The sequence below is a fragment of the Pseudoclavibacter sp. RFBA6 genome (genome assembly GCF_002931575.1).
In the GTDB taxonomy this organism is placed as follows: Bacteria; Actinomycetota; Actinomycetes; order Actinomycetales; family Microbacteriaceae; genus Pseudoclavibacter; species Pseudoclavibacter terrae.
In genome coordinates, this window is sequence record NZ_PSUA01000004.1 from 69,760 (window position 1) to 93,725 (window position 23,966).

The 23,966-nt window shown below is 67.5% G+C and carries 18 protein-coding genes; 13 read left to right on the forward strand and 5 right to left on the reverse strand.

Going from position 1 to position 23,966, the window contains the following annotated elements; all coding sequences use genetic code 11:
• The first annotated feature begins 107 nt into the window (after window positions 1-107).
• Window positions 108-1,010 carry a hypothetical protein gene (locus C5C17_RS02645; protein ID WP_104251840.1) on the forward strand — a complete coding sequence of 301 codons (903 nt, stop codon included), beginning with the start codon at window positions 108-110 and terminating at the stop codon, window positions 1,008-1,010.
• Window positions 1,011-1,173: 163 nt separating this feature from the next.
• Here C5C17_RS02645 and C5C17_RS02650 read toward each other — a convergent pair whose 3' ends face one another.
• Entirely contained in the window at window positions 1,174-2,064 is an 891-nt protein-coding gene (locus C5C17_RS02650; RefSeq protein ID WP_104251841.1) for a helix-turn-helix domain-containing protein, read from the reverse strand.
• Window positions 2,065-2,350: 286 nt separating this feature from the next.
• On the opposite strand from C5C17_RS02650, the gene C5C17_RS02655 reads away from it, so the two are divergent.
• From C5C17_RS02655 to C5C17_RS02675, 5 genes are all read left to right on the forward strand, one after another.
• Window positions 2,351-2,836 (forward strand): PH domain-containing protein, encoded by a 486-nt coding sequence (locus tag C5C17_RS02655; protein ID WP_104251842.1) that lies wholly within the window; start codon window positions 2,351-2,353, stop codon window positions 2,834-2,836.
• Complete coding sequence (locus C5C17_RS02660) at window positions 2,836-5,385, forward strand: PH domain-containing protein (RefSeq protein ID WP_181028456.1); 2,550 nt, start codon at window positions 2,836-2,838, stop codon at window positions 5,383-5,385. The genes C5C17_RS02655 and C5C17_RS02660 overlap by 1 nt, the downstream gene beginning before the upstream one ends.
• Window positions 5,382-6,119: a Rossmann-like and DUF2520 domain-containing protein gene (locus tag C5C17_RS02665; RefSeq protein ID WP_104251844.1), complete on the forward strand. Its 738-nt coding sequence runs from the start codon at window positions 5,382-5,384 to the stop codon at window positions 6,117-6,119. Before C5C17_RS02660 ends, C5C17_RS02665 begins: the two co-directional genes overlap by 4 nt.
• A gap of 28 nt (window positions 6,120-6,147) precedes the next feature.
• Window positions 6,148-7,002 (forward strand): pantoate--beta-alanine ligase, encoded by an 855-nt coding sequence (gene panC, locus C5C17_RS02670; protein ID WP_104251845.1) that lies wholly within the window; start codon window positions 6,148-6,150, stop codon window positions 7,000-7,002.
• A gap of 93 nt (window positions 7,003-7,095) precedes the next feature.
• The gene (locus C5C17_RS02675; protein WP_104251846.1) at window positions 7,096-7,788 is read left to right on the forward strand and encodes a low molecular weight phosphatase family protein; all 693 of its coding nucleotides are present in this window, start codon (window positions 7,096-7,098) and stop codon (window positions 7,786-7,788) included.
• 208 nt (window positions 7,789-7,996) lie between these two features.
• On the opposite strand, the gene C5C17_RS02680 is transcribed toward C5C17_RS02675, so the two are convergent.
• Window positions 7,997-8,584: a hypothetical protein gene (locus tag C5C17_RS02680; RefSeq protein WP_104251847.1), complete on the reverse strand. Its 588-nt coding sequence runs from the start codon at window positions 8,582-8,584 to the stop codon at window positions 7,997-7,999.
• Between the two features lie 336 nt (window positions 8,585-8,920).
• Here C5C17_RS02680 and lysS point away from each other — a divergent pair, with 336 nt between their 5' ends.
• Entirely contained in the window at window positions 8,921-10,420 is a 1,500-nt protein-coding gene (gene lysS / locus C5C17_RS02685; RefSeq protein WP_104251848.1) for a lysine--tRNA ligase, read from the forward strand.
• Window positions 10,421-10,787: 367 nt separating this feature from the next.
• Here lysS and C5C17_RS02690 read toward each other — a convergent pair whose 3' ends face one another.
• The 3 genes from C5C17_RS02690 to C5C17_RS02700 all read right to left on the reverse strand — a co-directional run bounded on the left by C5C17_RS02690 (window position 10,788) and on the right by C5C17_RS02700 (window position 14,654).
• Complete coding sequence (locus C5C17_RS02690; RefSeq protein WP_104251849.1) at window positions 10,788-11,870, reverse strand: hypothetical protein; 1,083 nt, start codon at window positions 11,868-11,870, stop codon at window positions 10,788-10,790.
• Between the two features lie 137 nt (window positions 11,871-12,007).
• Window positions 12,008-13,804, reverse strand: a complete 1,797-nt coding sequence (locus C5C17_RS02695) for a BCCT family transporter (RefSeq protein ID WP_374953888.1) — start codon at window positions 13,802-13,804, stop codon at window positions 12,008-12,010.
• A 64-nt stretch (window positions 13,805-13,868) separates the two neighbouring features.
• The gene (locus C5C17_RS02700; protein ID WP_104251851.1) at window positions 13,869-14,654 is read right to left on the reverse strand and encodes an HAD-IIA family hydrolase; all 786 of its coding nucleotides are present in this window, start codon (window positions 14,652-14,654) and stop codon (window positions 13,869-13,871) included.
• Between the two features lie 89 nt (window positions 14,655-14,743).
• On the opposite strand from C5C17_RS02700, the gene C5C17_RS02705 reads away from it, so the two are divergent.
• The 6 genes from C5C17_RS02705 to C5C17_RS02730 all read left to right on the forward strand — a co-directional run bounded on the left by C5C17_RS02705 (window position 14,744) and on the right by C5C17_RS02730 (window position 23,951).
• Entirely contained in the window at window positions 14,744-14,923 is a 180-nt protein-coding gene (locus C5C17_RS02705; protein WP_104251852.1) for a hypothetical protein, read from the forward strand.
• A gap of 70 nt (window positions 14,924-14,993) precedes the next feature.
• Entirely contained in the window at window positions 14,994-16,283 is a 1,290-nt protein-coding gene (locus tag C5C17_RS02710) for an MFS transporter (protein WP_104251853.1), read from the forward strand.
• 43 nt (window positions 16,284-16,326) lie between these two features.
• Window positions 16,327-17,562, forward strand: coding sequence for a hypothetical protein (locus C5C17_RS02715; RefSeq protein WP_104251854.1), 1,236 nt, complete (start codon window positions 16,327-16,329; stop codon window positions 17,560-17,562).
• A 182-nt stretch (window positions 17,563-17,744) separates the two neighbouring features.
• Window positions 17,745-20,312: a LuxR C-terminal-related transcriptional regulator gene (locus C5C17_RS02720; protein WP_146079055.1), complete on the forward strand. Its 2,568-nt coding sequence runs from the start codon at window positions 17,745-17,747 to the stop codon at window positions 20,310-20,312.
• Between the two features lie 250 nt (window positions 20,313-20,562).
• Complete coding sequence (locus C5C17_RS02725; protein WP_146079056.1) at window positions 20,563-21,222, forward strand: hypothetical protein; 660 nt, start codon at window positions 20,563-20,565, stop codon at window positions 21,220-21,222.
• A 197-nt stretch (window positions 21,223-21,419) separates the two neighbouring features.
• Window positions 21,420-23,951 carry an ATP-dependent Clp protease ATP-binding subunit gene (locus tag C5C17_RS02730; protein WP_104251857.1) on the forward strand — a complete coding sequence of 844 codons (2,532 nt, stop codon included), beginning with the start codon at window positions 21,420-21,422 and terminating at the stop codon, window positions 23,949-23,951.
• Window positions 23,952-23,966: the final 15 nt, after the last annotated feature.

Here is a 23,966-nt window from a genome sequence, read left to right on the forward strand (position 1 = left end):
GTGCTCCAAGGAAGAACAGAATCAGCCGTAGCTTGATGACTTCGCGGGGAGCACATCGCTGCCCGCGGGCTGGGACTTGACCAGCACAGCTACACGAGGAGTGAAACTTGACTTCAAACACTGAAGGCCGCCCCGAGAGCACCGTCGGACGCCGCGCGATCGTCGCGGGAGCCGCCTGGACCGTCCCGGTCCTGGCGATGAGCGTCGCCGCGCCCGCGCAGGCGGCATCTGGCAGCCGAATCCTGACCCCGTTCGACCCGAATGCGATCATCCTGCTCGAGGAGCGCATCGGCGCCGTCCAGGCGCTCTACGGTGGCGACATCGAGACGAGGCTCACGAGCTCCACCACGGGTCTGCCGATCTCTGGCGTGCTCGTGACCTACACGCTCGTTCCCGGGACCGGAAGCGCCTCGTTCACGTCGTACACCTCGGGTGTCTTCGTCTCGACGGACACCACCGATGCGGCGGGCCGCACCGACTCGCTCAACATCTACGGCGTGGTCGCGGGTGACGCGACGCTCGTCGTGACCGCTCCTGGCGCGAACACCCTCACCTACCCGATCCGTGTCGCAGCGACCTCGGTGCTCGAGTACGAAGCGACCGACGTCGACGACTCCACGATCGCCGCCGGTCAGACCTTCGTCCTGGGCTCGCGCATCGACCTCGACCTCGGCGTCAACACCGACAACGAGTTCCTGCCCATCTCCATCACACTGCAGAACATGCCTGAGTCGATCTTCGGCACCCCGGTCATGGGTCGTCCGACCGGAGAGCAGAACGACTCGCCCAACTGGACGGTCTCACGAGACGGCGACAACATCGTGCTCACGAGGACCGGGACGTTCACGCGTCTCGACCTCGATGGTACGGATGGCTGGAACTGGCTCACCTTCACGCGTCCAGCCGGCACGGTGGCGCAGACGTTCGCCATCACTGCTGTCCTCGCTGCGGAGAACCCGTACCGCAACGTGAACCCGTCCACGCAGACGTTCGACTTCCGTTACGTGTAGCGAGCGGATGCGTCGGCGCCTGGCGTCGGCGTGAGTGAAACCTAGATCGGGGTGCAGCTGCCACATGCAGCTGCACCCCGATCGGCGTTCAGGGGGCGTCATCACCTCGAGTTCTCAGCGGGTGGCACGGCGACGCGCTGGCTCGGGTCGAGAAGCACCTGGGTCAGGTCGTCGCCTGCGACGATGGCGAGGACGCGAAGGCCCGCCGCATGCTGCGCGCCGACCTGAATCCAGCTGAACGCGCGATGAGTTCCAGATCGAGGGCCCCGCCGGCCGTGTCGTCCAGTCGATCCGTCGCCAGGGAGAGCCGCGTCTCGCGGACCAGGTGCCCCGGGGTGGTGCCGGAGGATGAGAAGCTGCGATGCAGCTGACTCGTCGACACGTTGAGTCGCGTCGTGAGCTCCGCGACCGAGAACTCCGGGTCCGACGCTCGGTCTCTGACGATGTGCGTCGCCAGCGCGACCAGGTCGCGATCTCCGTCGCGAGGATGCTCGGCCTCCAGTGCCGTGATCCACACGGCTTCGAGCAGCTGCTCCAACCCGCGTCGCATGGCAGGGATCGCGAGATCTCCCTCGCCCAGAGGAGTGTTCAGCCAGGAGGTGGCGGTCACCACCAAGGTCTGCCGCGCAGCCGGGTTCGGTCTCAGGACTCGATCGACCGCGCGATCCTCGTCCGCGAGCACGCGGAGTCGATGCTGGCCCGTGCCGATGCAGAAGTGCGCGCTCGCAACGGTCGTCGTGATGCTCCGCAGATCCCGGCCTCGCACGGCAAGGACATCACCTGTCTCGATCTCGAACCCGCCGGTCGTGGTCTCGACACGGATGCGCTCCACCAGGGGGATGAACATCATGATCTGGGGTCGGGGGAAAGCGGGTTCGCGCGAGATGAGCTGGACGGGCGTGTGCCAGATCCGGCTCAGGAGAAAATCGCCCGTCGCGAACCGGTCAGTGAACACCTGCAGAGGCGCCTTGTGGGATTCGACGCTCCAGCCGTCATCGGTGAACCAGGCCTCCGCCTCGATCTCCGTGAGTGCCACGTCGGACTGCATGCTCATCTTCAGAACGCCCCTGCTTCTCGCCGCGCGCGTCACCCGCTCGATACCGGGTGGATCGCGGTGTCACTCGTCATCTCCTCGCCGTCTCGATGCGAACAGACGGTCACATCTGACGGCGCGAGTGAATGCTACGACACACGGAGGCGACCAGCGTGCGGTGTAGAGCGGACGTGGCCGAAGGCCCGAATATGCAGGCCACATCCGGGATACGGCCCCGTTCAATCCACTCGTTCCGCGCCACTGGGTACGGTAGGAGCATGACGACACGTCGCAACGAGGGGGCCGCATGACCGCGCTCGACCACAGCACCGTGCACTGGCGCAGAGTGTCGCCCAAGTACATCTGGTCCGAGCTGATCGGCGCGTTCTTCTGGGCGCTCATCTCTCTGGCCGCAGTCGTCGTGCTCCTGGTGATCCCGGAGGTACCCAAGTGGATCGCCGTCATCCCGGGCGTGCTGCTCCTCGCGATCCTCGTCTCCATCCCGTTCGAATGGCGTCGCGCGCGCGCGATCGGCTACCAGCTGCGCCAAGACGACCTCGTCTTCCGTCGCGGTCTCTTCTGGAGCCGCATGGTCGCCATCCCGTACGGCCGCCTGCAGCTGGTCGACATCCAGCGCGGCCCGCTCACTCGGATCTTCGGACTCTCCTCGCTGAAGGTCGTGACCGCAGCAGCCGTCACCAACGTGACGATCCCCGGCCTCGGATGGCAGGACGCCGAGAAGCTTCGCGACGACCTCGTCGCCCTCGCCGAGACCCGCCGAGCTGGGCTCTGATGAGCGCGCCGACACCTCCAGGCAACTGGCGGCAGCCGAGCCCGCAGCAGCCCATGGGCGGCGCACCGTACGGTGCCCCGGCGGGGGGTCCGCCGCCGGGACCGGCGCTCGGGCAGGGCTCCGACCTCATCGACGGCGAATGGCACAGGCTCCACCCGCTGACGCCGCTCCTCCGTGTCGGCGTGTTCGTCATCGCCATCGGTGCCTTCCTCATCAACCAGTCGTGGCAGACGATCACGAGCTTCCTCTTCCCGCAGCTCGACGAGTACAGCGGTGCAGAGTACGACCCGACCAATATGGTGCTCCGCAACGAGGGCTGGCTCCTGTGGGTCGCCCTCGGCATCCTGGCCGTCATCCTCGTCCTGGGACTCTTCAGCTACCTGTCGTGGCGCTTCTCGCAGTTCCGAGTCAGTGACACCACCATCGAACTGCAGACCGGCGTGCTCTTCCGCAAGAGCCGCCAAGCGCGACTCGACCGCGTGCAGGACATCAACATCCAGCGCCCTCTCGTCGCCCGCATCGTCGGCGCCTCGAAGATCGAGATCGGCGTCGCTGGCGAGAACGCGAACATCCAGCTCGTCTACGTGCGCACACGAGACGCCGACGGCATTCGCGCCGGAATCCTGCAGCGCGCATCCGGTGCGAAGCGCAACGAGCGCCAAGCCCAGGCGCAGGGCTACGCTTACGCCGGGCAGACAGGCGCACCGGGGTCAGCCGACGGCAGCCCGTCGGCGCCCGGATATGGTCCCGCTGGCGGCTCGAGCGACTCAGCGTCGCAGCCACAGCAGAAGCCGCCGACCGCAGAGCAGCTGCGCACACGAGCATCCGAATTCTTCGCCCAACGAGTCGAAGAGCTCACGAGCCCTGAACTCGCCCCAGGCGAGGCCGCACCGCAGTCCGTCGTGCGACTCCCACCATGGCGGCTCGTCGTCGCCAACCTCGTCAACCCGTGGCTCATCGTCATCCTCGTGGCCCTCATCGCCGGCCTCATCGTCACCTTCACCTTCGGGTTCTGGTGGCTCCTCTTCTCGATCCTGCCCCTCGGCGCCGTCTTCTTCGCCGTCACCGTCGGCCAGATCCTGCCGTCGCTGAACTACAGCATCGCGGCCACCCCGGACGGCGTCCGCGTCGGTCGCGGGCTCCTCACCACCAGCAACGACACGGTCCCACCCGGCCGCATCCACGCTGTCCAGGTCTCGCAGCCGCTCTTCTGGCGCCCGTTCGACTGGTGGATGGTTCGCATCACTCGAGCCGGCACCGAGCAGGTCTCCTCCGACGGGTCGCAGAACCAGGCGGCGCTGACCCGCAACCTCGTGCTTCCCGTCGGCACACGCGCGGAGACGGAACGCGTCCTCGCGCTGCTGCTCCCGATGCTCGTCGACGACGAGGTACGCCGACTCATCGAACTCGGCATGTACAGCAAGGGCGACGACGACTACTTCGTGACCGCACCAAGACGCGCCGCTTGGATGCGACCCTTCTCCTGGAAGCGCCACGGCTTCCGGCTCGACGCTCGAGCGCTCTACCTGCGCTTCGGGGCCTGGTCGCGCAAGCTCACGATCGTCCCCGCAGAGCGCATGCAGTCCATAGGGCTCGACCGCGGGCCGATCGGGTATTTCGCGAACGTCGTCAACCTCCACGCGCACACCGTGCTCGGGATGGGCGTCACGACGCGCATCGGCATGGTCGACGGCGACATCGGCATCCGCCTCTTCGACGACGTCTCCGCCGTCGCCATCCGTGCCGCGAACCTCGACACCTCCCACCGCTGGCGGGAAGCCGCCACGCTCAGCGCCATCGCAACCGCGCGCATGCGCGTCGCCGACGCGGCAGCGCGCGGCATCCCCGTCGACAGCCAGACCACCGCCGTCCTGCAGGCGGAACGCGAGTACCAGCATGCGCTCGCCCAGAGCGGTCTCCAGGAGACCTCGACTCCACCCGTCGCGCAGCCGCAGGCGGCACAGGACGCCGCTCCGGCCCCGGACCTCTCCCGTATCCCCGCCCAGTTCGGCTCCGTGGGAACCGCGACCGTGGGAGCCCCCGCGCAGCCCACGCGATTCGAATCCAACGAACCCCCGACGACGGATGCGGCGACGCCCGCGCCCAGGCCCTCGCCCCCGCAGATGGGACCCGTTCCGGGCGCGCCGGCGAACGGGGCCTGGGCGCCGGTCTCGTGGGAGCCCGTCGCCACGACGCCGGCCGCCTCAGAGTCTGGGATCGACACGACACCGACACCGATTCAGACCCCCGCGACGATCGGACCCGCACCGGTCGGTGCCGCGCCGCAGGTGCCGAGCCCGCCGCGCATCCCGACCCCACCGACCGGACCGGCGCCGTCCACTCCGTCGGTCCCAGGAGCCACCGCGCCGGCCGACCCGCTGGTCGGCGAGGCGCCGCAGCCGGGAGGCACCGCGCCGGCCGAATCGCCGATCGACGAAGCGCCACAACCGCTCACGCGTCGCCAGCTGCGCGAGCAGCGCCGGAACGGGATCATCCCGCCATCGGATCCAGCACCACACCGCGGGCAGGCTTCGGAGGACGGCGCGTGACCGGCAGAGAAGGCCGCCTCGGCATCGGCCTCGTCGGAGACTCGCCCACAGGACTCATCGTCGCGACCGCCCTCGCAGCGGCAGGCCACGCGCTCGTCGGCGTCGCCAACGAGTCCAAGGAGGCCAGCGAGCGCGCATCCGCGATGCTGCCCGGTGCCCCCAAGCTCACGCAGCGCCAAGCCATCGAGCGCAGCGAGCTCGTCATCCTCGCCTACGACGAGCTCGACCTCGAAACGCGCGTGCTCGAGCTGTCCGAGGCACGCGCCTGGGTTGCCGGGCAGCTCGTCCTGCACACCGTCGCCGGGCGCGGCACCGCAGTGCTCGGCACCGCCCTCGACCGAGGCGTCATTCCACTCGCCGTGCATCCCGCCATCGAGATCACCGGCACGAGCCTCGACCTGCACCGCCTCAAAGAAGCGTGGTGCGCCGTCACCGCACCCCGCCCAGTGCTCCCCATCGCGCAGGCCCTCGTCGTCGAACTCGGTGCCGAACCGGTCATCATTCAAGAACAGGACCGCCCCACCTACGCTGAAGCACTCCACACCGCGACCGAGTTCACCCGCTCCATCGTGAAGCAGGCGACCGAGCTGCTCTCCGGAATCGGCGTCGAGAACCCAGGCTTCATGCTCTCCAGCCTCGTCCGCTCAGCCGCAGACAACGCCCTCAGCGACGCCAACCCGCTTCCCCTCGACCCGCTCGACGGTACGCTTCCTGAGGCGGACCCGCGCTCGTAGCAGCAACCGCCGGTTCCAAGGAGGGCACTTGCCACACGTTCTGACCACGATCGCCGAAGCCAAGGAAGTGCTCCGGGAGATCGCGAAAAGCGACACCATCGCACTCGTCCCCACGATGGGCGCCCTCCACGACGGGCACCTCTCGCTCGTCGACATCGCCAAACGCAGCGCCACCAAGACCGTTGTCTCCGTCTTCGTGAACCCCATGCAATTCGCGCCAGGCGAAGACTTCGAACGGTACCCGCGCACCTTCGACGACGACCTCGCCAAGCTCGACGAAGCCGGCGTCGACTACGTCTTCGCGCCAGCCGTCGACGACATGTACCCCGACGGCGTCAAACAGACGCGCGTCGTCGGCGGATACGCGGCCGGACTCCTCGAGGCGGCGCACCGCCTCTCGCACTTCGACGGCGTCCTCACCGTCGTGACCAAGCTCTTCAACATCGTCCGCCCGAACGTCGCCGTGTTCGGCGAGAAAGACGCGCAGCAGCTGTTCCTCGTGCGCCGCCTCGTGCGCGACCTCAACCTCGACATCGACGTCGTCGGCGCGCCGATCATCCGCGAAGACGACGGCCTCGCCCTGTCCAGCCGCAACCGCTACCTCTCCACAGAAGAACGCGCCGCCGCGCTCAGCCTCGTCCGCGCCCTCACCGCCGCCGCATCCAACGGCGACCGCGGGATCCGAGAGATGATCTCCCAGGCTCAAGGGGCGCTCATGGACGAGAAGCTCGTCAAGATGGACTACGTGTCCATCGTCGACCCCGAGACGTTCGCGCTCGTCAACGAGGCCTACACGGGCAAAGCGCTCGTGCTCGTCGCCGCCAAGGTCGGCACGACCCGCCTCATCGACAACATGAGCGCGTACGTCGGCGAGTACCGCTAGTCCGCTACGACCCGCGCCGCACATCCGCACATCCCGACGCGCATCCAGCGCGTCGCTAGTCTAGAGATCCGCCGACCCAAGGGGAACACACATATGAGCTTTCGCATCCTGACGGTCTGCACCGGCAACATCTGCCGCTCACCGCTCGCAGAGCAGCTCCTTCGCGACGGCCTCAAAGACCTCCCGGACGTCACCGTCGAAAGCGCCGGCACCGGGGCCCTCGTCGGCAGCGGCATGCCGCAGCAGGCCCTCGCCCTCGCCGCCCAGTACGGGGTGACGGATGCGGAAGCCCACATCTCCAGGCAGCTCACGGAAGACATCGCCCGCGGCGCAGGCCTCGTCCTCGCGCTCTCCCGCGACCACCGGCAGCGCATCGTCGAGCTCGCCCCCTCCGTCGTGCGCCGCACCTTCACCCTGCGCGAGTTCGCCCACATCGCCAGCCAGGTCACCGCCGAGGACCTCGAGGAGACCTACGAAGCTCCAGGCGCCAGCACAGGCTCACGCCGCTCGCGTCGCGAAGCGCTCGACGGCGCCGGGGACGCGGCGGGCTCCGGAGCCTCCGACGGGGACATCGTCGCCGCAGCGCTCGCTGCGGCAGTCAGCGCGGCTGCACCGCTCCGCGGCGTCGTCGCCCCGCTTGAGAACGCGAGCGACTACGACGTCGTGGACCCGTTCCGCCGCTCCGACGAGACCTACCAGCGCTCCGGACGCGAGCTCGTACCCGCCGCCGAGACCATCGTCGCGTACCTCGAGGGCGTCGTCGACTGGGCCCGAGCCCGCGGCTGATCAGGGCGCTCGAGGGCGTCCGCCGATCCGCCTGTGCCGGGGAGGATCGGCGAGCAACGGCTCCGCGTCCAGAGGAGGCGTGACTGCCAGCGGGCGCGCGCGGTCGCAGCGACGCTCCCGCCACGTGGCGATCAGGTCACTTGCCGCAGCGAGCTCCCACGTCCGCTCATGACGAGAACCGTCGAGCAGCCGTGGTCGGCTGCACGGGCTAAGAGCAGGTCGCCAGGCTCGGGACGCTCACGCGGATGTCGTCGTTCGCCGCGTCCGCGTTGAGACGGGGCGACACCGTCACACGGTACGTCAGCGTCGTGAGCCCGGTAGTCCCCGCGACGAAGGACACCGTGTGGTCTTCGTAGGGCACGGGGTCGATCGGCCAGGCTGTGCGGTAGATCTGTGGCCACTCTGCGGAGGGCTCCCGCGTCGTGCCCTTGTACAGGCTCTGCGAGCCCGCGAGCACCTCGATCCGCATCCAGTTCGAGGATCCGTTCGGGTAGCCGTAGTTCGACTGGATTCGGAAGTCGAACTCGTAGGTGCTGCCCGCGATCGTCGAGATCTCCGCTGTCAGCGTCAGCGTCGCGGTACTCGAGGATGAATTGTTGTCGGACATGATGATGAACGTGGCCGGCGTGCCAGGCACCCAACCGACGGGCCCCGTGCTCGCATCGAAGCTCCCACCCGTTCGTGTCACCACCCAGCTCGAGAACTCGTTGAGGTGCGCGCAGCCGGAGGCCACGGCGAATGGCGTGGCTGCTGTCACCGCGATGATCGGCGCGCTCCATGCTGCGCCCTTGAGCATTGTCCTTCGTGACGAAGTCGTCATCCCTGTACCCCCTGATCGTCGGTGCGCGCGCGGAACCCTCACGCGCGAGTGCCGCCCCCCCTGGGGTGCTCGCATCCAGAGCCACTCTAGGCAGACCCAAGAGGGCGTCTAGCCCGTATCAGCGTCTATACCTCAGGGAAATAGTCCGCCTGAGACGCGCAGACCGAGCCCCGACGTCTTCGCGCCACCATCCGGAGGCGAGTTCGCGTGCGCGCGCCGAGTGCCCCAAACTGGAACCCTGCGTTCCCGCGCCATCCGACGCGGCTCCGGGCACGCGACCACGACCTCACCCACGAACCGCAAGGAGCCCGAATGGCTGACGCGCCCACCCAAGACGCACTCTCCGAGGCGGAAGCCTCCGAGCAGAAGCAGGTGCGTCTCGACAAGCGCGCGCGGATGCTCGAGTCGGGCATCGCCCCCTACCCGCTGACGCTCCCCATCACGCACACCATCGCCGAGGTGCGCGCCGCCCATGCAGAGCTCGAAGACGGCGCCTCCACCGGCGAGCGAGCCGCAGTCGCGGGCCGCATCGTGCACCTCCGCAACACGGGCAAGCTGTGCTTCGCGAGCCTGCAGGCCGGTGACGGGGCCCGCATCCAGATCATGCTCTCGCTCGCGGTCGTCGGCCAGGAGCAGCTCGACCTCTGGAAGGAGTACGTCGATCTCGGCGACCACGTCTTCGCAGCCGGTGAGGTCATCTCCTCACGTCGCGGCGAGCTGAGCATCATGGCCGACGAGTGGAAGATGGCGTCCAAGGCCGTCCGACCGCTCCCCAACCTGCACAGCGAGCTCAGCGAGGAGACGCGCGTCCGTCAGCGCTACCTCGATCTCATCCAGCGGCCCGTCGCCCGAGATGTCGTCGTCGCGCGCGCGAAGACCAACGCGTCCCTGCGGAAGACGTTCGCGGACCACGAGTTCCTCGAAGTCGAGACGCCCATGCTGCAGACCATGCACGGTGGTGCTGCAGCCCGCCCGTTCGTGACGCACTCCAACGCATTCGACACGGAGCTGTTCCTGCGCATCGCGCCCGAGCTGTACCTGAAGCGCGCCGTCGTCGGCGGCCTCGACCGCGTCTTCGAGATCAACCGCAACTTCCGCAACGAAGGCGCCGACTCTACGCACAGCCCCGAGTTCGCGATGCTCGAGGCCTACCAGGCGTACGGCGACTACACCTCGATCGCCGACCTCACGCAGGAACTCGTGCAGAACGCCGCCCTCGCCGTGTCCGGTTCGCACGTCGTCACGTGGACGGACGGCACCGAGTTCGACCTGGGCGGAGACTGGGACCGCGTGTCCATGTACCCGTCGCTCTCCGAAGCCGTCGGTGTCGAGATCACGCCATCGACGCCGCTCTCCGAGCTCCTCGCCCTCGCCGAGAAGGTTGAAGTCGAGGTCAGCCACCCCACGCACGGCAAGCTCGTGGAAGAGCTGTGGGAGCACTTCGTGAAAGAGCACCTCACGCGCCCGACCTTCGTCATGGACTTCCCCGTCGAGACGTCCCCGCTCACCGCATCCCACCGTTCCATCCCCGGCGTGGTCGAGAAGTGGGACCTGTACGTGCGCGGCTTCGAGCTCGCCACGGGCTACTCGGAGCTCATCGACCCCGTCGAGCAGCGCGCCCGCTTCGTCGAGCAGGCCGCCCTGGGCGCGAAGGGCGACGTGGAAGCGATGCGCGTCGACGAGGAGTTCCTCACAGCTCTCGAGCACGCCATGCCACCGTCGGGCGGCATGGGCATGGGGATCGACCGCCTCCTGATGGCGATCACGGGCCTCGGCATCCGCGAGACGGTGCTCTTCCCGCTCGTGAAGTAGGTCGCCGCCACCTGCCCCGCAGTGCCGAGGGCGGTGTTGTGGTCGTCAACCTCGAGAGATGACGACCACAACACCGCCCTCGGTAGTGGAGGCGAGTGCTCCTGTGCACTCTGCAGACAGCGGCGCTGTGTGGTGGCGGTCGAGCAAGCTCTTCGCGCGACTGCGGGTAGCGATGCTCGCCCGATCATCCTGAGGCCCCGCCGGCGTCCGCGCCTAACGACAGCAACTCCGCTCTGACATCGAACCGCGGAGTCCGCGGCGGGCGTATGGTCTTCAGATCGCGGGTTTGACGACCACAAGACCGCCCTGCGCGGAGGTACATGAAACTCGCGGCGGCGCGCCATGGTCGGCGCTGCCAGCAGACGGCTCAGCTCTCGGAGCTGGCGTGCTTCTGCCCGTCGAGGCGGTACTCGACCTCGGCGACGATCTTCCGGAGCGCGTAGATGGTGACCGTCCGGCGCTGACTGGGTGGGTCCCACCCAGTGTGGTGCGTGAATTCCAGCTGCTGCAGATCTTCGAGGGCGGTGGATGCGGCGCTGAGTCGTGGGGAGAGGTCGTCGTCGGGGTCTTCCCACGCGCGCATGAGCTGCGCGATCTGCTCGCCCGCCGCGGCGAGTGCCCGACTCGACTCCGCTTGCGCCTCGCTCCAGGACCGCTCGAGGAATGGCTCCTGCAGTTCGGCGATGTGCCGGACGATGCGGCTGAGGCTGTCGAGCTGGCCTTGGGCCGAGTTGCTGTCGAACTTCGACCGGAGTCGCCGCGCGTTGCCTCGCAAGTTGTCCTGGACTTCGCCGACGAGGGACTTGGCATCGGTGAGCTGAGTCTCGAGGCGACGAAGCGAGGCACGCCAGTCATCGAGCGCGTCCTGGGGGAGCTCCTCACCGGGGAGCTCGGTGGCGCGTTTGATGGCATCGGCGGCCGCGGTCTTGACCGTGCCGAGGGCCTCGAGCGCCTGCTTCGTGCCGGTCGTCGGGGGGATCAGCAGGTTCAGTCCCACGCCGATGGCTGCTCCGACGGCCATCTGCACGACGTAGCCGATCGAGAAGCCGTCCGGGTTCGCGCCGCCGACGACGAACACGAAGAGCGCCGCGATCGGGATGTAGTCGCGTCCAGCTCCGAAGGCGGGGATGCCGGCCAGCAGCGTCCCGACGCCGACGGCGACGGGAACGGCGAGCGCGACGGGGGTCCCCAGGGTGACGAGCGCGCCGGATGCGAGCACGCCGAGGAGCACTCCCACCACAACCTGGATGCTCGAGCGGACCGACCCAGCCACGGTAGGAACGCTTGCGACCAGCGCGCCGAGAGGTGCGTAGTAGGCGTATGCGTTTGCTTCCCCGGGGACGAGGTGACCGGCGTACCAGGCGAGGGTCGCCGCCGCTGCCGTCTTGGCGACGTGCAGGAGCCGGGACGGGGTGACGGCGGGGAGGAGGGCGCGGACGATTCTGTGCATCGACTCAACTCTGGCGGTTGCGACTTCGGGCACGCTCAGGGTTGACACGCGCCGAGAGTTCGGGGTGCGAAGCAACGGCGAAGGCGGGGCGGATGCCTGTGCATCCGCCCCGCCTTCGGTCCCGATTCGAGTCCTGACTATCGTTCGGTCGGGCTCCCAGAGCTCGCATCCGTGTCAGACGAGGATGCGGCAGAGCCCACGATGGGCATCTGGTTCGTCTGAGGTCCGGCGACGGGCACACTCATGACGGGTGCACGCCGCAGCCACGGGAACTTCGGCCGCTTCGGCTCACGCTCGACGGGCTCTTCGACTTCGAGGCCGTAGAAGTCTCCGATGTGGTCGACGAAGGCGGCGCGGCGCGCCCGCTCGTACGCTCGCTTCTCGCGTGCGAACGCGACGGCCGTCGCCCAGCAGGTGAGCAGGAGCACGATCGAGAACGGGAGCGCGATGCTGATTGCCGCTGTCTGGAGCGCGTTGAGTCCACCGGCCAGCAGCAGCGCCGTCGCGAGCACGGAGGTGATGACGGCGAAGAAGGCTCGCACCCAGTTCTTCGGCTCTGCCTGTCCGCCGGAGGCGAGCATCCCCATGACGAGGGCGCCGGAGTCTGCGGACGTGATGAAGAAGATGGCGATCAGGATGATCGCGCCGATGGTGAGCACGGTGCCACCTGGGAGCTGTGCGAGCATCTGGAACAGCGCACCCTCGACATCGACCGAGCCGTCGGACTGCACGAAGTCTGTCACGCCGTTCAACTGCATCCACAGGGCCGTGCCACCCAGTACTGCGAACCAGAGGAACGTCACGAGCGTCGGTACGAGCATGACGCCCGTCACGAACTCTCGGACGGTGCGGCCACGCGAGATGCGGGCGATGAAGACGCCGACGAAGGGCGCCCACGACATCCACCAGCCCCAGTAGAAGGTGCTCCAGGACGACTGCCAGTCGATTCCGGCCTCACCGGAGAACGCGCTGGTCGAGAACGTGAGGCTGACGAAGTTCTGCAGGTAGTTTCCGATTGACTGCACGAAGTCGCGCAGCAGGAACTGGCTGGGGCCGACGATCAGGATGAACAGGAGCAGACCGGCTGCGAGGATCAGGTTCGTGTTCGAGAGCCATTTCATGCCCTTGCCGACACCGGAGAGCACCGAGAACAGCACGAATGCGGTGATGACGGCAATGATCGCGATCGACGCGGTGGTCGACGGCTCGAGGATGCCGGCAGCGTCGAGACCGGAGCCGATCTGCAGGACGCCCAGTCCCAGAGAGGTCGCCACGCCGAAGATCGTGCCCACCAGGGCCACGACGTCGATGAGGTTGCCCCAGCCGCCACGCACACGACGGCCGAGGAGCGGTTCGAGGGCCCATCTCACGCTGACCGGTCGTCCGCGGCGGTGGATCGCGTACGCGAGCGCGAGCCCCAGCACGATGTAGATCGACCAGGCGTGCACGCCCCAGTGCAAGTAGGTCTGCGAGAGCGCCTGCTGGGCGAGCTGGTTCTCAGTGCCGCTCACTCCGGGCTTGGGCTCGATGAAGTGGCTGAGCGGCTCGCTCACGCCGTAGAAGACGAGACCGATGCCCATCCCCGCCGCGAAGAGCAGAGAGAGCCAGCTCAGGTTGGAGAACTCGGGCTTGTCGTCGTCCTTGCCGAGCTTGATGTCGCCGTACTTGCCGAAGCCCATCCAGAGGCTGAACGCGACGAAGAACGCGGCGATGAGTACGTAGTACCAGCTGAAGTTGCGGACGATCCACGATTGCACTGCGCTGAAGACAGTGTCTGCGGCGCTCGGAGCGACGATGGAGAAGCCGGCGAAGGCCAGGACCACGATGGCGGCGGGCCAGAACACCCACCGTTTGATCGCAGGCGGGGCTTGTTTGTCAGTGGCGGATGCAGCCGTCAGGCCAGGGGAATCTGGTGTGGGGGAGCTGGAAGTCACTGCGTCAATGGTACGCGAGCTGCGAGAAATCGCTAGTCGGCCTAGGTATCTAGGACGTCGAGGGTCAGGAGGGCTCGCTGCGGACCAGTTCGTGGACACCCGAGATGATCTCGTCGGGACGGAATGGATACCGCTCGATCTCTCGCTGATCGCTGATGCCGGTGAGCACGAGCACGGTGTGCAACCCGGCCTCCATGCCCGCGACGATGTCGGTGTCCATCCGGTCGCCGATCATGGCGGTGTTGTGCGAGTGGGCGCCGATCTTGTTGAGCGCCGAGCGGAACATCATCGGGTTCGGCTTGCCGACCACGTAGGGCTCGCGGCCGGTGGCCTTCGTGATGAGCGCCGCGATCGCACCGGTTGCCGGCAGCGGGCCGTCAGCGCTCGGACCCGTGGCATCGGGATTCGTCACGATGAAGCGCGCACCGTTGCCGATGAGGCGGATCGCCTTCGTGATGGCATCGAACGAGTAGTTGCGCGTCTCGCCGACGACCACGAAGTCCGGGTCGGTCTCGGTCATGATGTAGCCCGCTTCGTGCAGGGCGGTGAGCAGCCCGGCCTCGCCGATGACGAACGCCGAGCCGCCGGGCAGCTGCTGCTTCAGGAAGTCCGCCGTGGCGAGCGCGGAGGTCCAGAGCCGATCTTCGGGAACGTTGATGCCGCCCGCGCGGAGGCGAGCTGCGAGGTCACGCGCCGTGAAGATGGAGTTGTTCGTGAGGACGAGGTAGGGGGTGTCATCACGCTGCCACTGCGCGAGCAGCTCCACCGCGCCGGGCAGGGCTGCCTGCTCGTGCACGAGCACGCCATCCATATCAGTGAGCCAGCATTCGACGTTCGAGCGATCGACCATGCCCTCAGCCTAGGTGGACCCACCGACATCGGGGCGGTCGAGCCCAGACTCGCCGGGGCGGGGAGGGCATCGCGTAGACTCACTCCATCATGGACTTCTTCCTCAACGCACTCTGGTCGATCATCCCGACGGTGATCATCGGGGCCGCGTTCTTCTGGATCCTGACGTCGATCCTCTCCGGCGATCGCCGCGAGCGTGCCATGGCCGACAAGATCGAGCGCGAAGAACGCGCCCGCCTCGGCCTCCCGCAGCTCGACGCGAACAGCTAGCACCTCCCTCCTCTCCACCCTGACCTCCTCGCCGAAGAGGGGGTCAGTTCTCGTCGTCTGGACCCGACCCATGTCTTTCCTGCTCAACTGGGCGTCGCCCAAGCCCCTCGGCACGCCGTTCCGCTTCCTCCTGTCGTCGTCCCTGTTCTCCAACCTCGCCGACGGCATTCTCATCGCGGCGGGACCCCTGCTGGTCGCGAGCCTCACGCAGGACCCGCTGCTCGTCTCGTTGGCGCTTGTCGTGCAGCAGCTGCCCTGGCTCGTGTTCGGTCTCTTCGCGGGTGTCGTCGCGGACCGTCTGCCGCGGGTTGCGATCATCGTCTCTGGGGCGCTGAGCCGCGTTCTGATGCTTGCGATCATCGGCGTGCTGGTGCTGACCGGCACGATCAACCTGCCGATCCTCTATGTCGCCCTGTTCCTCGTCGGCTCGGCTGAGGTCTTCACCGACAACGCGTGGACGTCGATCGTCCCCGACCTCGTGCCGTCGAAGGAGCTCGGCATCGGCAACTCGCGTCTCATCGCGAGCCAGACCGTCATGAACCAGCTCGCTGGTCCCGCCATCGGGGGTGCAATCTTCGCGCTCGGGCACGCGATTCCCTACGGCGTGACGGTGGTCTCGCTGCTCTTCGCAGTGGTGCTCGTCTCCCGCATCACGTCGCCTCCGGTCTCGACCGCGACGACGGGCCCGATCGAGACGGTGCGCTCGGTTGCGCGCGTCCGCCGGGACATTGCGAAGGGCTTCGCGTGGCTCTGGCAGAACCCGCCGGTGCGCACCCTCGCGATCATCCTCTTCGCCTTCAACATCACGTACGGCATGACCTACGGCGTGCTCGTGCTCTACGCGAAGCAGCGCCTGGGGCTCGACGATGCGGGCTACGGTCTGCTGCTTGCGGTCTCCGCGCTCGGCGGCCTCGTCGGAACGGCACTCTACGCGAGGCTCGAGCGGCGGTTCTCGTACACGAGCCTCATGCGCGCCTGCCTGGCGCTCGAAACGGTGCTGCACCTCGTGCTGGCCGCGACTGCCAATGTCATCGTCGCAGGCATCACGATGTTCGTCTTCGGGATGTACACGGTCATCTGGGCGACGCTCGCGAGCACGATCCGGGGGCGTGCGGTGCCGAGTCGGATGCGCGGACGGGTTTCGAGCGTGTATTTCCTCGGGATGATCGGGGGGATGGCAATGGGCTCGTTCGCGGGTGGGCTCATCGGTCAGGGCTTCGGCATCGTCGCCACGATCTGGGTGGCGTTCGGGATGAGCGTCTGCATCCTGGCGCTGGTCTGGCGGTCGCTCGTCAACGTTGGTCAAGCGGGTGCTCTGAGGGAGCACCCAGATAGCTTCGGGGAGCGCGGCGTAACCTGATCGGCATCGTGCTGGATCGAGGACGCGGAGGAGGGTGCTGACGATGCCGCGTTCTCTCCTGCCTGCCCTTATCGCGGCCGTCATGATGACGATGCTCGCCGGATGCGCGTCGGGGCCCTTCCCGGCGGTCCAGTCGGCCCTCGATTCCTTCAATCAGACCCTGCGATCACTTCCAGGCGTCGAGGCGTCGAGCCTCGACCGGCCGCCCGTCGACGGGGCCGTGAAGATCGACCTCATCGTCACGTTGACCGACGACGTGACGGAGGCCGAGCTGGCCGATATCGGCGACTTCGCGTCGACGTTCCCGACCGTCCAGCTCGGCCAGGGCCAGTACCCCGGCGCAGTCGAGCTCCGCCTCGCAGGTTCGGCCTACTCGTACTTCGACCTGCCCACCCCTGAGGCCCTGCACGCGCAGCTCGCCTACTGGCGCCAACTCGTCGCGGTGGGGTTCGAATCGATCTCGACACGCACCTACTCCGCGCCGGTGACTGCCGGGATGCTCGAGGCGACCGACAGCGTCGCCGGTGACCCTTCCGCGGACCGTGCCTCGCAGCATGGCGAGTTCGCGCAGGAGGAGGCGCCTCCCACGAACTCGCCGGGGCTCTCCGCGCCGGAAGCGACCCCGACGGCCTCCAGCGCGCCCGCGCTCACCTCGGCGGCGCGGGGTCGACTTGTCGTAGTCGAGCTCTCGAGCGACGAGCGCGACGACGGCGCGCGCACCGCGCAGCTGCTCGACGCCGCCCGCTCGCTCGACGATCCCGGCGCCGCGACGGGGGAGTGGGACCTCATGGGGCTCGCCCCGTTCACGACCGGCCAGTTCGTCCAGTCCGCGCTGCCGACCGCTGACCAGATCGACTTCGTGCGCGAGACGAGGGCCGTGTTCGATGAGTCGGATCAGCTCGCGAGCGTGCACGTGCGAGTGGACGATTCCTCGGCGGGCAGCACGCAGGTGAACGTCACCGCCTTCGACGACACCATGGAGGGTGTCAAGTCCGCGGATGCGGCCGAAACGTTCCGCGAGACGGCCGAGTGGTCTGAGCTCATGCAGCTGGTTCCGGAGCTGCAGCAGGCCAACCGAGACTTCAGCGTCAACTTCGTCGGCAACAACCTCACCGGGCTCGGAGTGTTCGAGCTCAAGTTCGGCGTCCGGGACTGCGGCTTCTGGTCCGGATCGCAGTGGCCCGACCTGTCGCGGGACCTCGAGATGGCCTGGGCTGCCAGCCTGCAGGGCGCAAATGCTCCGACCGCCGCTGCACAGGTCTGCGCAGCACAGCGCTGACCTTCCTCCGGATCTGGTTTCGAGCTTAACCGGGTGGATCAAGGCGCGCATAGCCGATGCAGGGGGACAATCCCGGAAAATGCTCAATTATCCGGGTGTCGTCAAACTCGAGTTCTGGGGCTAGAGTCATGACCACCCATTTGGTAGGTGAATTGTCATGAAGTTGAGCTGGGGTGAACGGGATGCACGCAGCGACGCGTGAACTGCTGGTCAGAGAGCGGCTCCTCCGCGCGCTCGATGACGACACGGCTCGCATCACGCTCCTGCACGCGCCGAGCGGGTATGGCAAGACCACGCTCCTGCGCATGTGGGTCGATGCTGGCCGTCACACCGGGCGCCTGCTCTGGGTCACCTTCGGCGCATCCACGACGACGCGCAACAGCGTGTGGGAGCAGATCGCACGCGCCGCCCTGCGCGAGGGGCTGATCACCAGTCTCCAGTTCGACGACCTCCTGACGCTCATCAACACCGACGACTTCGAGAAGCGAGACCTCATCGCCGCCATGCGCGGCGAGGGGGCGTTCACCATCATCCTCGACGGCTACGAGCGCCTCGGCGACCTCGCACGAGTCATCGACGAGGACCTGCTGCGCGGCACGGAGCACGTGCCGGGCATGCGTGCCATCGTCGCGGCCCGCGGGCGAACGACACTGGACCAGCAGCGGCTGCAGCTGCAGGGCCGTGTCCACATCATCACCAACGTCGACCTCGAGTTCACCGAAGCGGAAGTCGACGAGTTCTTCACGCTCGTCGTCGGCGAGAGCCGCCACGCCGCGCCGCGGGACGTGTACGAGGCGACCGGCGGGTACGCGATCGCCGTCCGCGCCGCCATCCTCGAACTCTCGCGGTCCGGCCCCCGCGCGGCGCACTGGCGAGAGAACGCGCTCAACTCGACCAATCTCTCGGGGCAGCTGCCCAACGAAGAGCTCGCGAACTTCGCCCGCATCACCAGCGTCGTCCCCTACTTCGACACGTCCCTCGCGCGAATGCTCGTTCCGAACACCGACCCGGACGCCGCCATCAGCGTCCTCGAAGCGGACGGGTTCGGGAGGCACATCGCGTTCACGCGCACGAGTCGTGCGTTCCAGTACGTGACCGCGCTGCGCGAGGCGCTGCACGAGGAGCTGCGCACCGAATCGCCTGCCGAGTACAAGCGCGCGGCATCCATCGCCTCCGCCTGGCTCGGTGGGAACGGCGACCCTGAAGGTGCGCTCGACCTGGCCCTGGAGGTCGGGGACTACGAGCTCGCCTCGCGCATCTGCGCGCGCCTCCTCCTCTCCGTCGTCGAGGCGTACACGACCGACCGCTACGAGACGCGCCTTCGGCACCTCCCGCAGGAAGTCCTCACGGCGTACCCGATCCTCGCGTTCGTGCTCGGCCTCGCGCGCCTCGCCAACCCCGTCCTGCGCAGCGGGGCGAAGCCGCTGCTGCAGATGGCGGCCGGGATGCGCATCCCGAACGGCCTGTCACCGGAACGGCGCACCGAGTACCTCTGCTTCAAGGTCTTCGCGTCGCGGACACTCGGCCGGTACCAGGAGTCGGCGGAGCTCGCACGGCAAGTGCTCGACGCGGTTGCGGCGCAGGGGGCGGCAGGCTCGTCGACGACGCTCTCTCCGGTCTTCACGCGGGGTGCAGCGCTCTCCCTCTTCCTCGTCGGAGATGTCAAAGGGGCGCACGCGGCCGTCGCGAGCACGTTCGTCGTGCCGCAGTCGCAGAGCTCCCGCAATCTCTCGTTCTCGGACGCGGCAGGCTACAAGGCCATCGATGGTGACATGCCGGCGTCGAGAGCGATGCTCGCGCAGATCGATGACGGGGCCTGGACGACCACCAGCGAACGAGGTCACCTCGGCACGTTCGGGCACATCGCCCGGTCGTACGGATACCTCGAGGACCGGGAGTGGGCGATGGCGCGAGCCACCCTCGAAGACATCGAGCGCCACACCGTCACCTCCGACCTGTGGCCGCACCTCCAAGAGCCCATCATGCTCGCGAGGCTCGCGCAGGGCGAGGCACTCGCCGAGGCGAGACGCGTCGAAGAGATGCTCGACGGGCCACTCGCCACCCCTGGGAACGCCGAGAGCCTCGGGCTCTTCAGAGTGAAGGCGTTCCTGGTGGTGCTGTGGCTCGCGGCCGGGCGACCCGCGCGGGCGCGCAAGCTGCTCGACGGGTATGCGGCGGACGACTTCCGCACCCTCCCCGCGAGGGCGCTGCTCGCCCTCGTCGATGGAGACGCCGACCAGTCGATGCGGCTCGTCTCGCGCTCGCTCGACTTCGTGAAGACGCCGAGGATGCGCATGTCGGTGCACGCGCTCGGCGCAGCCGCGTCCCTTCGGGCGGGGGACCGGGACGTCGCACTCAGCATGGTCGGTCTCGCCTCGAGCCTCGGGCGCGAGTACGGACTCGTCTCGCCGTTGCTGCTGCTGCCGGACCGCGATCGCGAGGCACTCGCGACCCTGAGTCGCGAGTCGGGTGGCGCGGACGACGTGGCCATGTTCGACGCTCTCGACGTCGCGACCACCATCCAGGAAGTGAGTGCGATGCCGCAGTTCACGGAGCGCGAGCGAGTCGTGGTTCACGCGCTCGCACGGCATGCGTCACCGGCCCGGATCGCGGAAGAGCTGTTCGTCTCGCCCAACACCGTGAAGACCCAGTTGCGCTCCGCGTACAAGAAGCTCGGCGTGCATTCCCGGCCAGAGGCCCTCCGTCGCGCGGAGTCGCTAGGGCTCCTCCGCGACAGAAGTGACGACTAAGCCGTCTCCATCTTCACGCGCAAGCCACCTCGGGGTGAAGCCCGGGGTGGTTTTCTCGTTGCTGACAAGGTCATTGGTCAGTCGTTTATTTGTATCTACAAATTTGGGTGAAGTCCGGGGTGACTTCGCGGTGAAGAAGCCGTATCCGGGGTGCTATTGACGCGCCTGGCGCTCTCAACGGTGACGCCAGCGCAGGACGCGCCACTCCGGCGCGGAAGCACTCACCCCAATGCGCCGAAGAGGTTCCCCCTTGTCTGAAACCCCCAGCTCCCCAGTCGTTCCCGCCCCATCCACCGCGGCCGGCACATCCACCCGCCGCTCAGTCCTGCGCGCCGCCGCGTGGACCACGCCCGTCATCGCGCTCGCGTCCGCCGCTCCCGCATTCGCTGCTTCGATGTCCACGCGCGGACTACAGGGCTGGGTCGAAGTGCAGTGGTCCGACGGGCGCATCACCCTCGACGGTCGCGGCTCACGCCCTGATCGCGGGCTCTGGATCACCGACACCAAGGTCGGCGACCAGATCACGAACGTCTCGATCATCTTCTACCTGCGAGACACCGACGCGGTCGCGTGGGCAGTGCGTCCAGGCGACAGCGGCGCGTGGACCCTCCCCGTCGACCAGGGCATCAGCACGCCGTCGGACATCGGCGTGCCAGTGCGCGGCTTCAAGATCACCTACCAGCTGCCGATCACCGCCACGAACACGATCACCGAGCTCAACAACAACCTCGTGTTCCGGACCACGAGCAATGCCGTCTCAGGCTCCGCTCTCTGGGCACGGCGGTCTGTCAAGGTCAACGGCACCGACATCACGTTCCTTCGTGGCCCCGTCTCGCCGAACAACAGCTCGCGGTCGCGTTCAGCAGCGCCGGAGAACACCGACCTCGTCCAGGGGGCGTCCGCGCTCTGACGCGAACCAGCTGACAGAGACGCGCCGCCGCGCGGTCCGACCGGACCCGCGGCGGCGCGTCTCTGTGCCCCGGGTATGCATCCGCACGCCCAGGGCGAACAGGGGAGGGTTTCGGGGGTGGTCGCCGTTACTCTCGGTGTACACGGCCCCCGACCCTGTAGCCAGGTGTCGAGGTCAGGGAGTCGAAGGAGAAACGGATGTTCGAGAGATTTACCGACCGCGCCCGGCGCGTGATCGTCCTCGCCCAAGAAGAGGCGAAGATGCTCAACCACAACTACATCGGGACCGAGCACATCCTCCTCGGCCTCATCCACGAGGGTGAAGGGGTCGCCGCCAAGGCGCTCGAATCCCTCGACATCTCACTGCCTGCCGTTCGCGAGCAGGTCCAGGAGATCATCGGCCAGGGGCAGCAGCGCCCAACGGGGCACATCCCGTTCACGCCGCGCGCCAAGAAGGTGCTCGAGCTCTCGCTCCGCGAAGCCCTGCAGCTCGGCCACAACTACATCGGCACCGAGCACATCCTGCTCGGCCTGATCCGCGAGGGCGAGGGTGTCGCAGCCCAGGTGCTCGTGAAGCTCGGCGCCGACCTCAACCGGGTCCGTCAGCAGGTCATCCAGCTGCTGAGCGGCTTCCAGGGCAAGGAGCAGGTCGTCGCTGGCGCAGACCAGCCGCAGCAGGCAGCCCAGGGCTCCGCCGTGCTCGACCAGTTCGGCCGCAACCTCACGCAGGCCGCGCGCGAAGGCAAGCTCGACCCCGTCATCGGGCGCGAGAAGCAGATCGAGCGTGTCATGCAGATCCTGTCGCGTCGTTCGAAGAACAACCCGGTCCTCATCGGCGAGCCCGGCGTCGGCAAGACCGCCGTCGTCGAAGGCCTCGCCCAGGCGATCGTCACCGGCCAGGTGCCCGAGACGCTGAAGGACAAGCAGCTCTACTCGCTCGACCTCGGCTCGCTCATCGCCGGCTCCCGCTACCGCGGTGACTTCGAAGAGCGCCTCAAGAAGGTCACCAAGGAGATCCGCACGCGCGGCGACATCATCGTCTTCATCGACGAGATCCACACCCTCGTGGGTGCTGGTGCCGCCGAGGGTGCGATCGATGCCGCGAGCATCCTGAAGCCGCTCCTCGCACGAGGCGAGCTCCAGACCATCGGTGCGACGACGATCGACGAGTACAAGAAGCACTTCGAGAAGGATGCGGCGCTCGAGCGACGCTTCCAGCCCATTCAGGTGGAAGAGCCGTCGATCGCGCACACGATCAACATCCTCAAGGGTCTCCGCGACAAGTACGAGGCGTTCCACAAGGTGTCCATCACCGACGACGCCATCGTCGCCGCGGCCACCCTCGCAGACCGCTACGTCTCCGACCGGTTCCTTCCGGACAAGGCAATCGACCTCCTCGACGAGGCGGGCGCACGCCTCCGCCTCTCCGTGCTCTCGTCGCCGCCTGAGCTGCGCGAGCTCGACGAGAAGATCGCGATCGTTCGCGCCGACAAGGAGCAGGCCATCGAGCTGCAGGACTTCGAAGGCGCCGCGTCACTGCGCGACGACGAGAAGAACCTGCTCGGCGAGCGCCTCCGCCTCGAGAAGCAGTGGAAGTCTGGCGACGTCAAGTCGACCGGCACCGTCGACGAGGGTCTGATCGCCGAGGTCCTCTCGCAGGCCACCGGCATCCCCGTCTTCAAGCTCACCGAGGAAGAGACCGCGCGTCTCGTCTTCATGGAAGATGCCCTGCACCAGCGGGTCATCGGCCAGAACGAGGCCATCGCGGCTCTGTCCAAGACCATCCGCCGCACCCGTGCCGGACTCAAGGACCCGAACCGCCCATCCGGCTCGTTCATCTTCGCCGGCCCCACGGGTGTCGGAAAGACGGAGCTCGCCAAGGCGCTCGCGGAGTTCCTCTTCGACGACGAGTCGGCGCTCATCTCGCTCGACATGTCGGAGTTCGGCGAGAAGCACACCGTCTCGCGGCTCTTCGGTGCCCCTCCAGGGTTCGTCGGCTTCGAAGAGGGTGGCCAGCTCACCGAGAAGGTGCGCCGCAAGCCGTTCTCCGTGGTCCTGTTCGACGAGATCGAGAAGGCCCACCCGGACATCTTCAACTCGCTCCTGCAGGTGCTTGAAGAAGGGCGTCTCACCGACGGCCAGGGTCGCGTCGTGGACTTCAAGAACACGGTCATCATCATGACGACCAACCTCGGCACGAAGGGCATCTCCGGCGGCCCCGTCGGCTTCCAGCTCGAAGGCGACGCCTCGGTGTCGTACGACAACATGAAGTCGAAGGTCAATGAAGAGCTCAAGAAGCACTTCAAGCCCGAGTTCCTGAACCGCGTCGACGACACGATCGTGTTCCCGCAGCTCTCCACCAACGAGCTGCTGCAGATCGTGGACCTCTTCATCGGTCGCCTCAGCGAGCGCATGCTCGACCGCGACATGACCGTCGAGATCACCGAGCTGGCCAAGCGCAAGCTCATCAAGGTCGGTTTCGACCCGACGCTCGGCGCCCGACCGCTGCGTCGTGCCGTACAGCACGAAGTGGAAGACCTCCTCTCGGAGAAGATCCTCCGCGGCGAGCTCAAGGCCGGCGACCACGTCGAGGTCGACTACCCGGACGACGAGTTCGTGTTCAACGTCACGAAGCGCCTCGTCCCCGAGACGGTCGCAGCAGGCGGCGTCACCTCGCAGGCCGAAGGCATCATCGCCGACTCAGGCGAGGGCGACGCGCAGACCGCGTAACCCGCTCGCGCAGGG

Bases quoted from the DNA above. Each gene is read 5' to 3' on its own strand.
- C5C17_RS02650 (WP_104251841.1), bottom strand. From the start codon at position 2,064: ATGAGCATGCAGTCCGACGTGGCACTCACGGAGATCGAGGCGGAGGCC.
- C5C17_RS02655 (WP_104251842.1), top strand. From the start codon at position 2,351: ATGACCGCGCTCGACCACAGCACCGTGCACTGGCGCAGAGTGTCGCCC.
- C5C17_RS02660 (WP_181028456.1), top strand. From the start codon at position 2,836: ATGAGCGCGCCGACACCTCCAGGCAACTGGCGGCAGCCGAGCCCGCAG.
- C5C17_RS02675 (WP_104251846.1), top strand. From the start codon at position 7,096: ATGAGCTTTCGCATCCTGACGGTCTGCACCGGCAACATCTGCCGCTCA.
- C5C17_RS02680 (WP_104251847.1), bottom strand. From the start codon at position 8,584: ATGCTCAAGGGCGCAGCATGGAGCGCGCCGATCATCGCGGTGACAGCA.
- lysS (WP_104251848.1), top strand. From the start codon at position 8,921: ATGGCTGACGCGCCCACCCAAGACGCACTCTCCGAGGCGGAAGCCTCC.
- C5C17_RS02690 (WP_104251849.1), bottom strand. From the start codon at position 11,870: ATGCACAGAATCGTCCGCGCCCTCCTCCCCGCCGTCACCCCGTCCCGG.
- C5C17_RS02700 (WP_104251851.1), bottom strand. From the start codon at position 14,654: ATGGTCGATCGCTCGAACGTCGAATGCTGGCTCACTGATATGGATGGC.
- C5C17_RS02705 (WP_104251852.1), top strand. From the start codon at position 14,744: ATGGACTTCTTCCTCAACGCACTCTGGTCGATCATCCCGACGGTGATC.
- C5C17_RS02710 (WP_104251853.1), top strand. From the start codon at position 14,994: ATGTCTTTCCTGCTCAACTGGGCGTCGCCCAAGCCCCTCGGCACGCCG.
- C5C17_RS02715 (WP_104251854.1), top strand. From the start codon at position 16,327: ATGCCGCGTTCTCTCCTGCCTGCCCTTATCGCGGCCGTCATGATGACG.
- C5C17_RS02720 (WP_146079055.1), top strand. From the start codon at position 17,745: ATGCACGCAGCGACGCGTGAACTGCTGGTCAGAGAGCGGCTCCTCCGC.
- C5C17_RS02730 (WP_104251857.1), top strand. From the start codon at position 21,420: ATGTTCGAGAGATTTACCGACCGCGCCCGGCGCGTGATCGTCCTCGCC.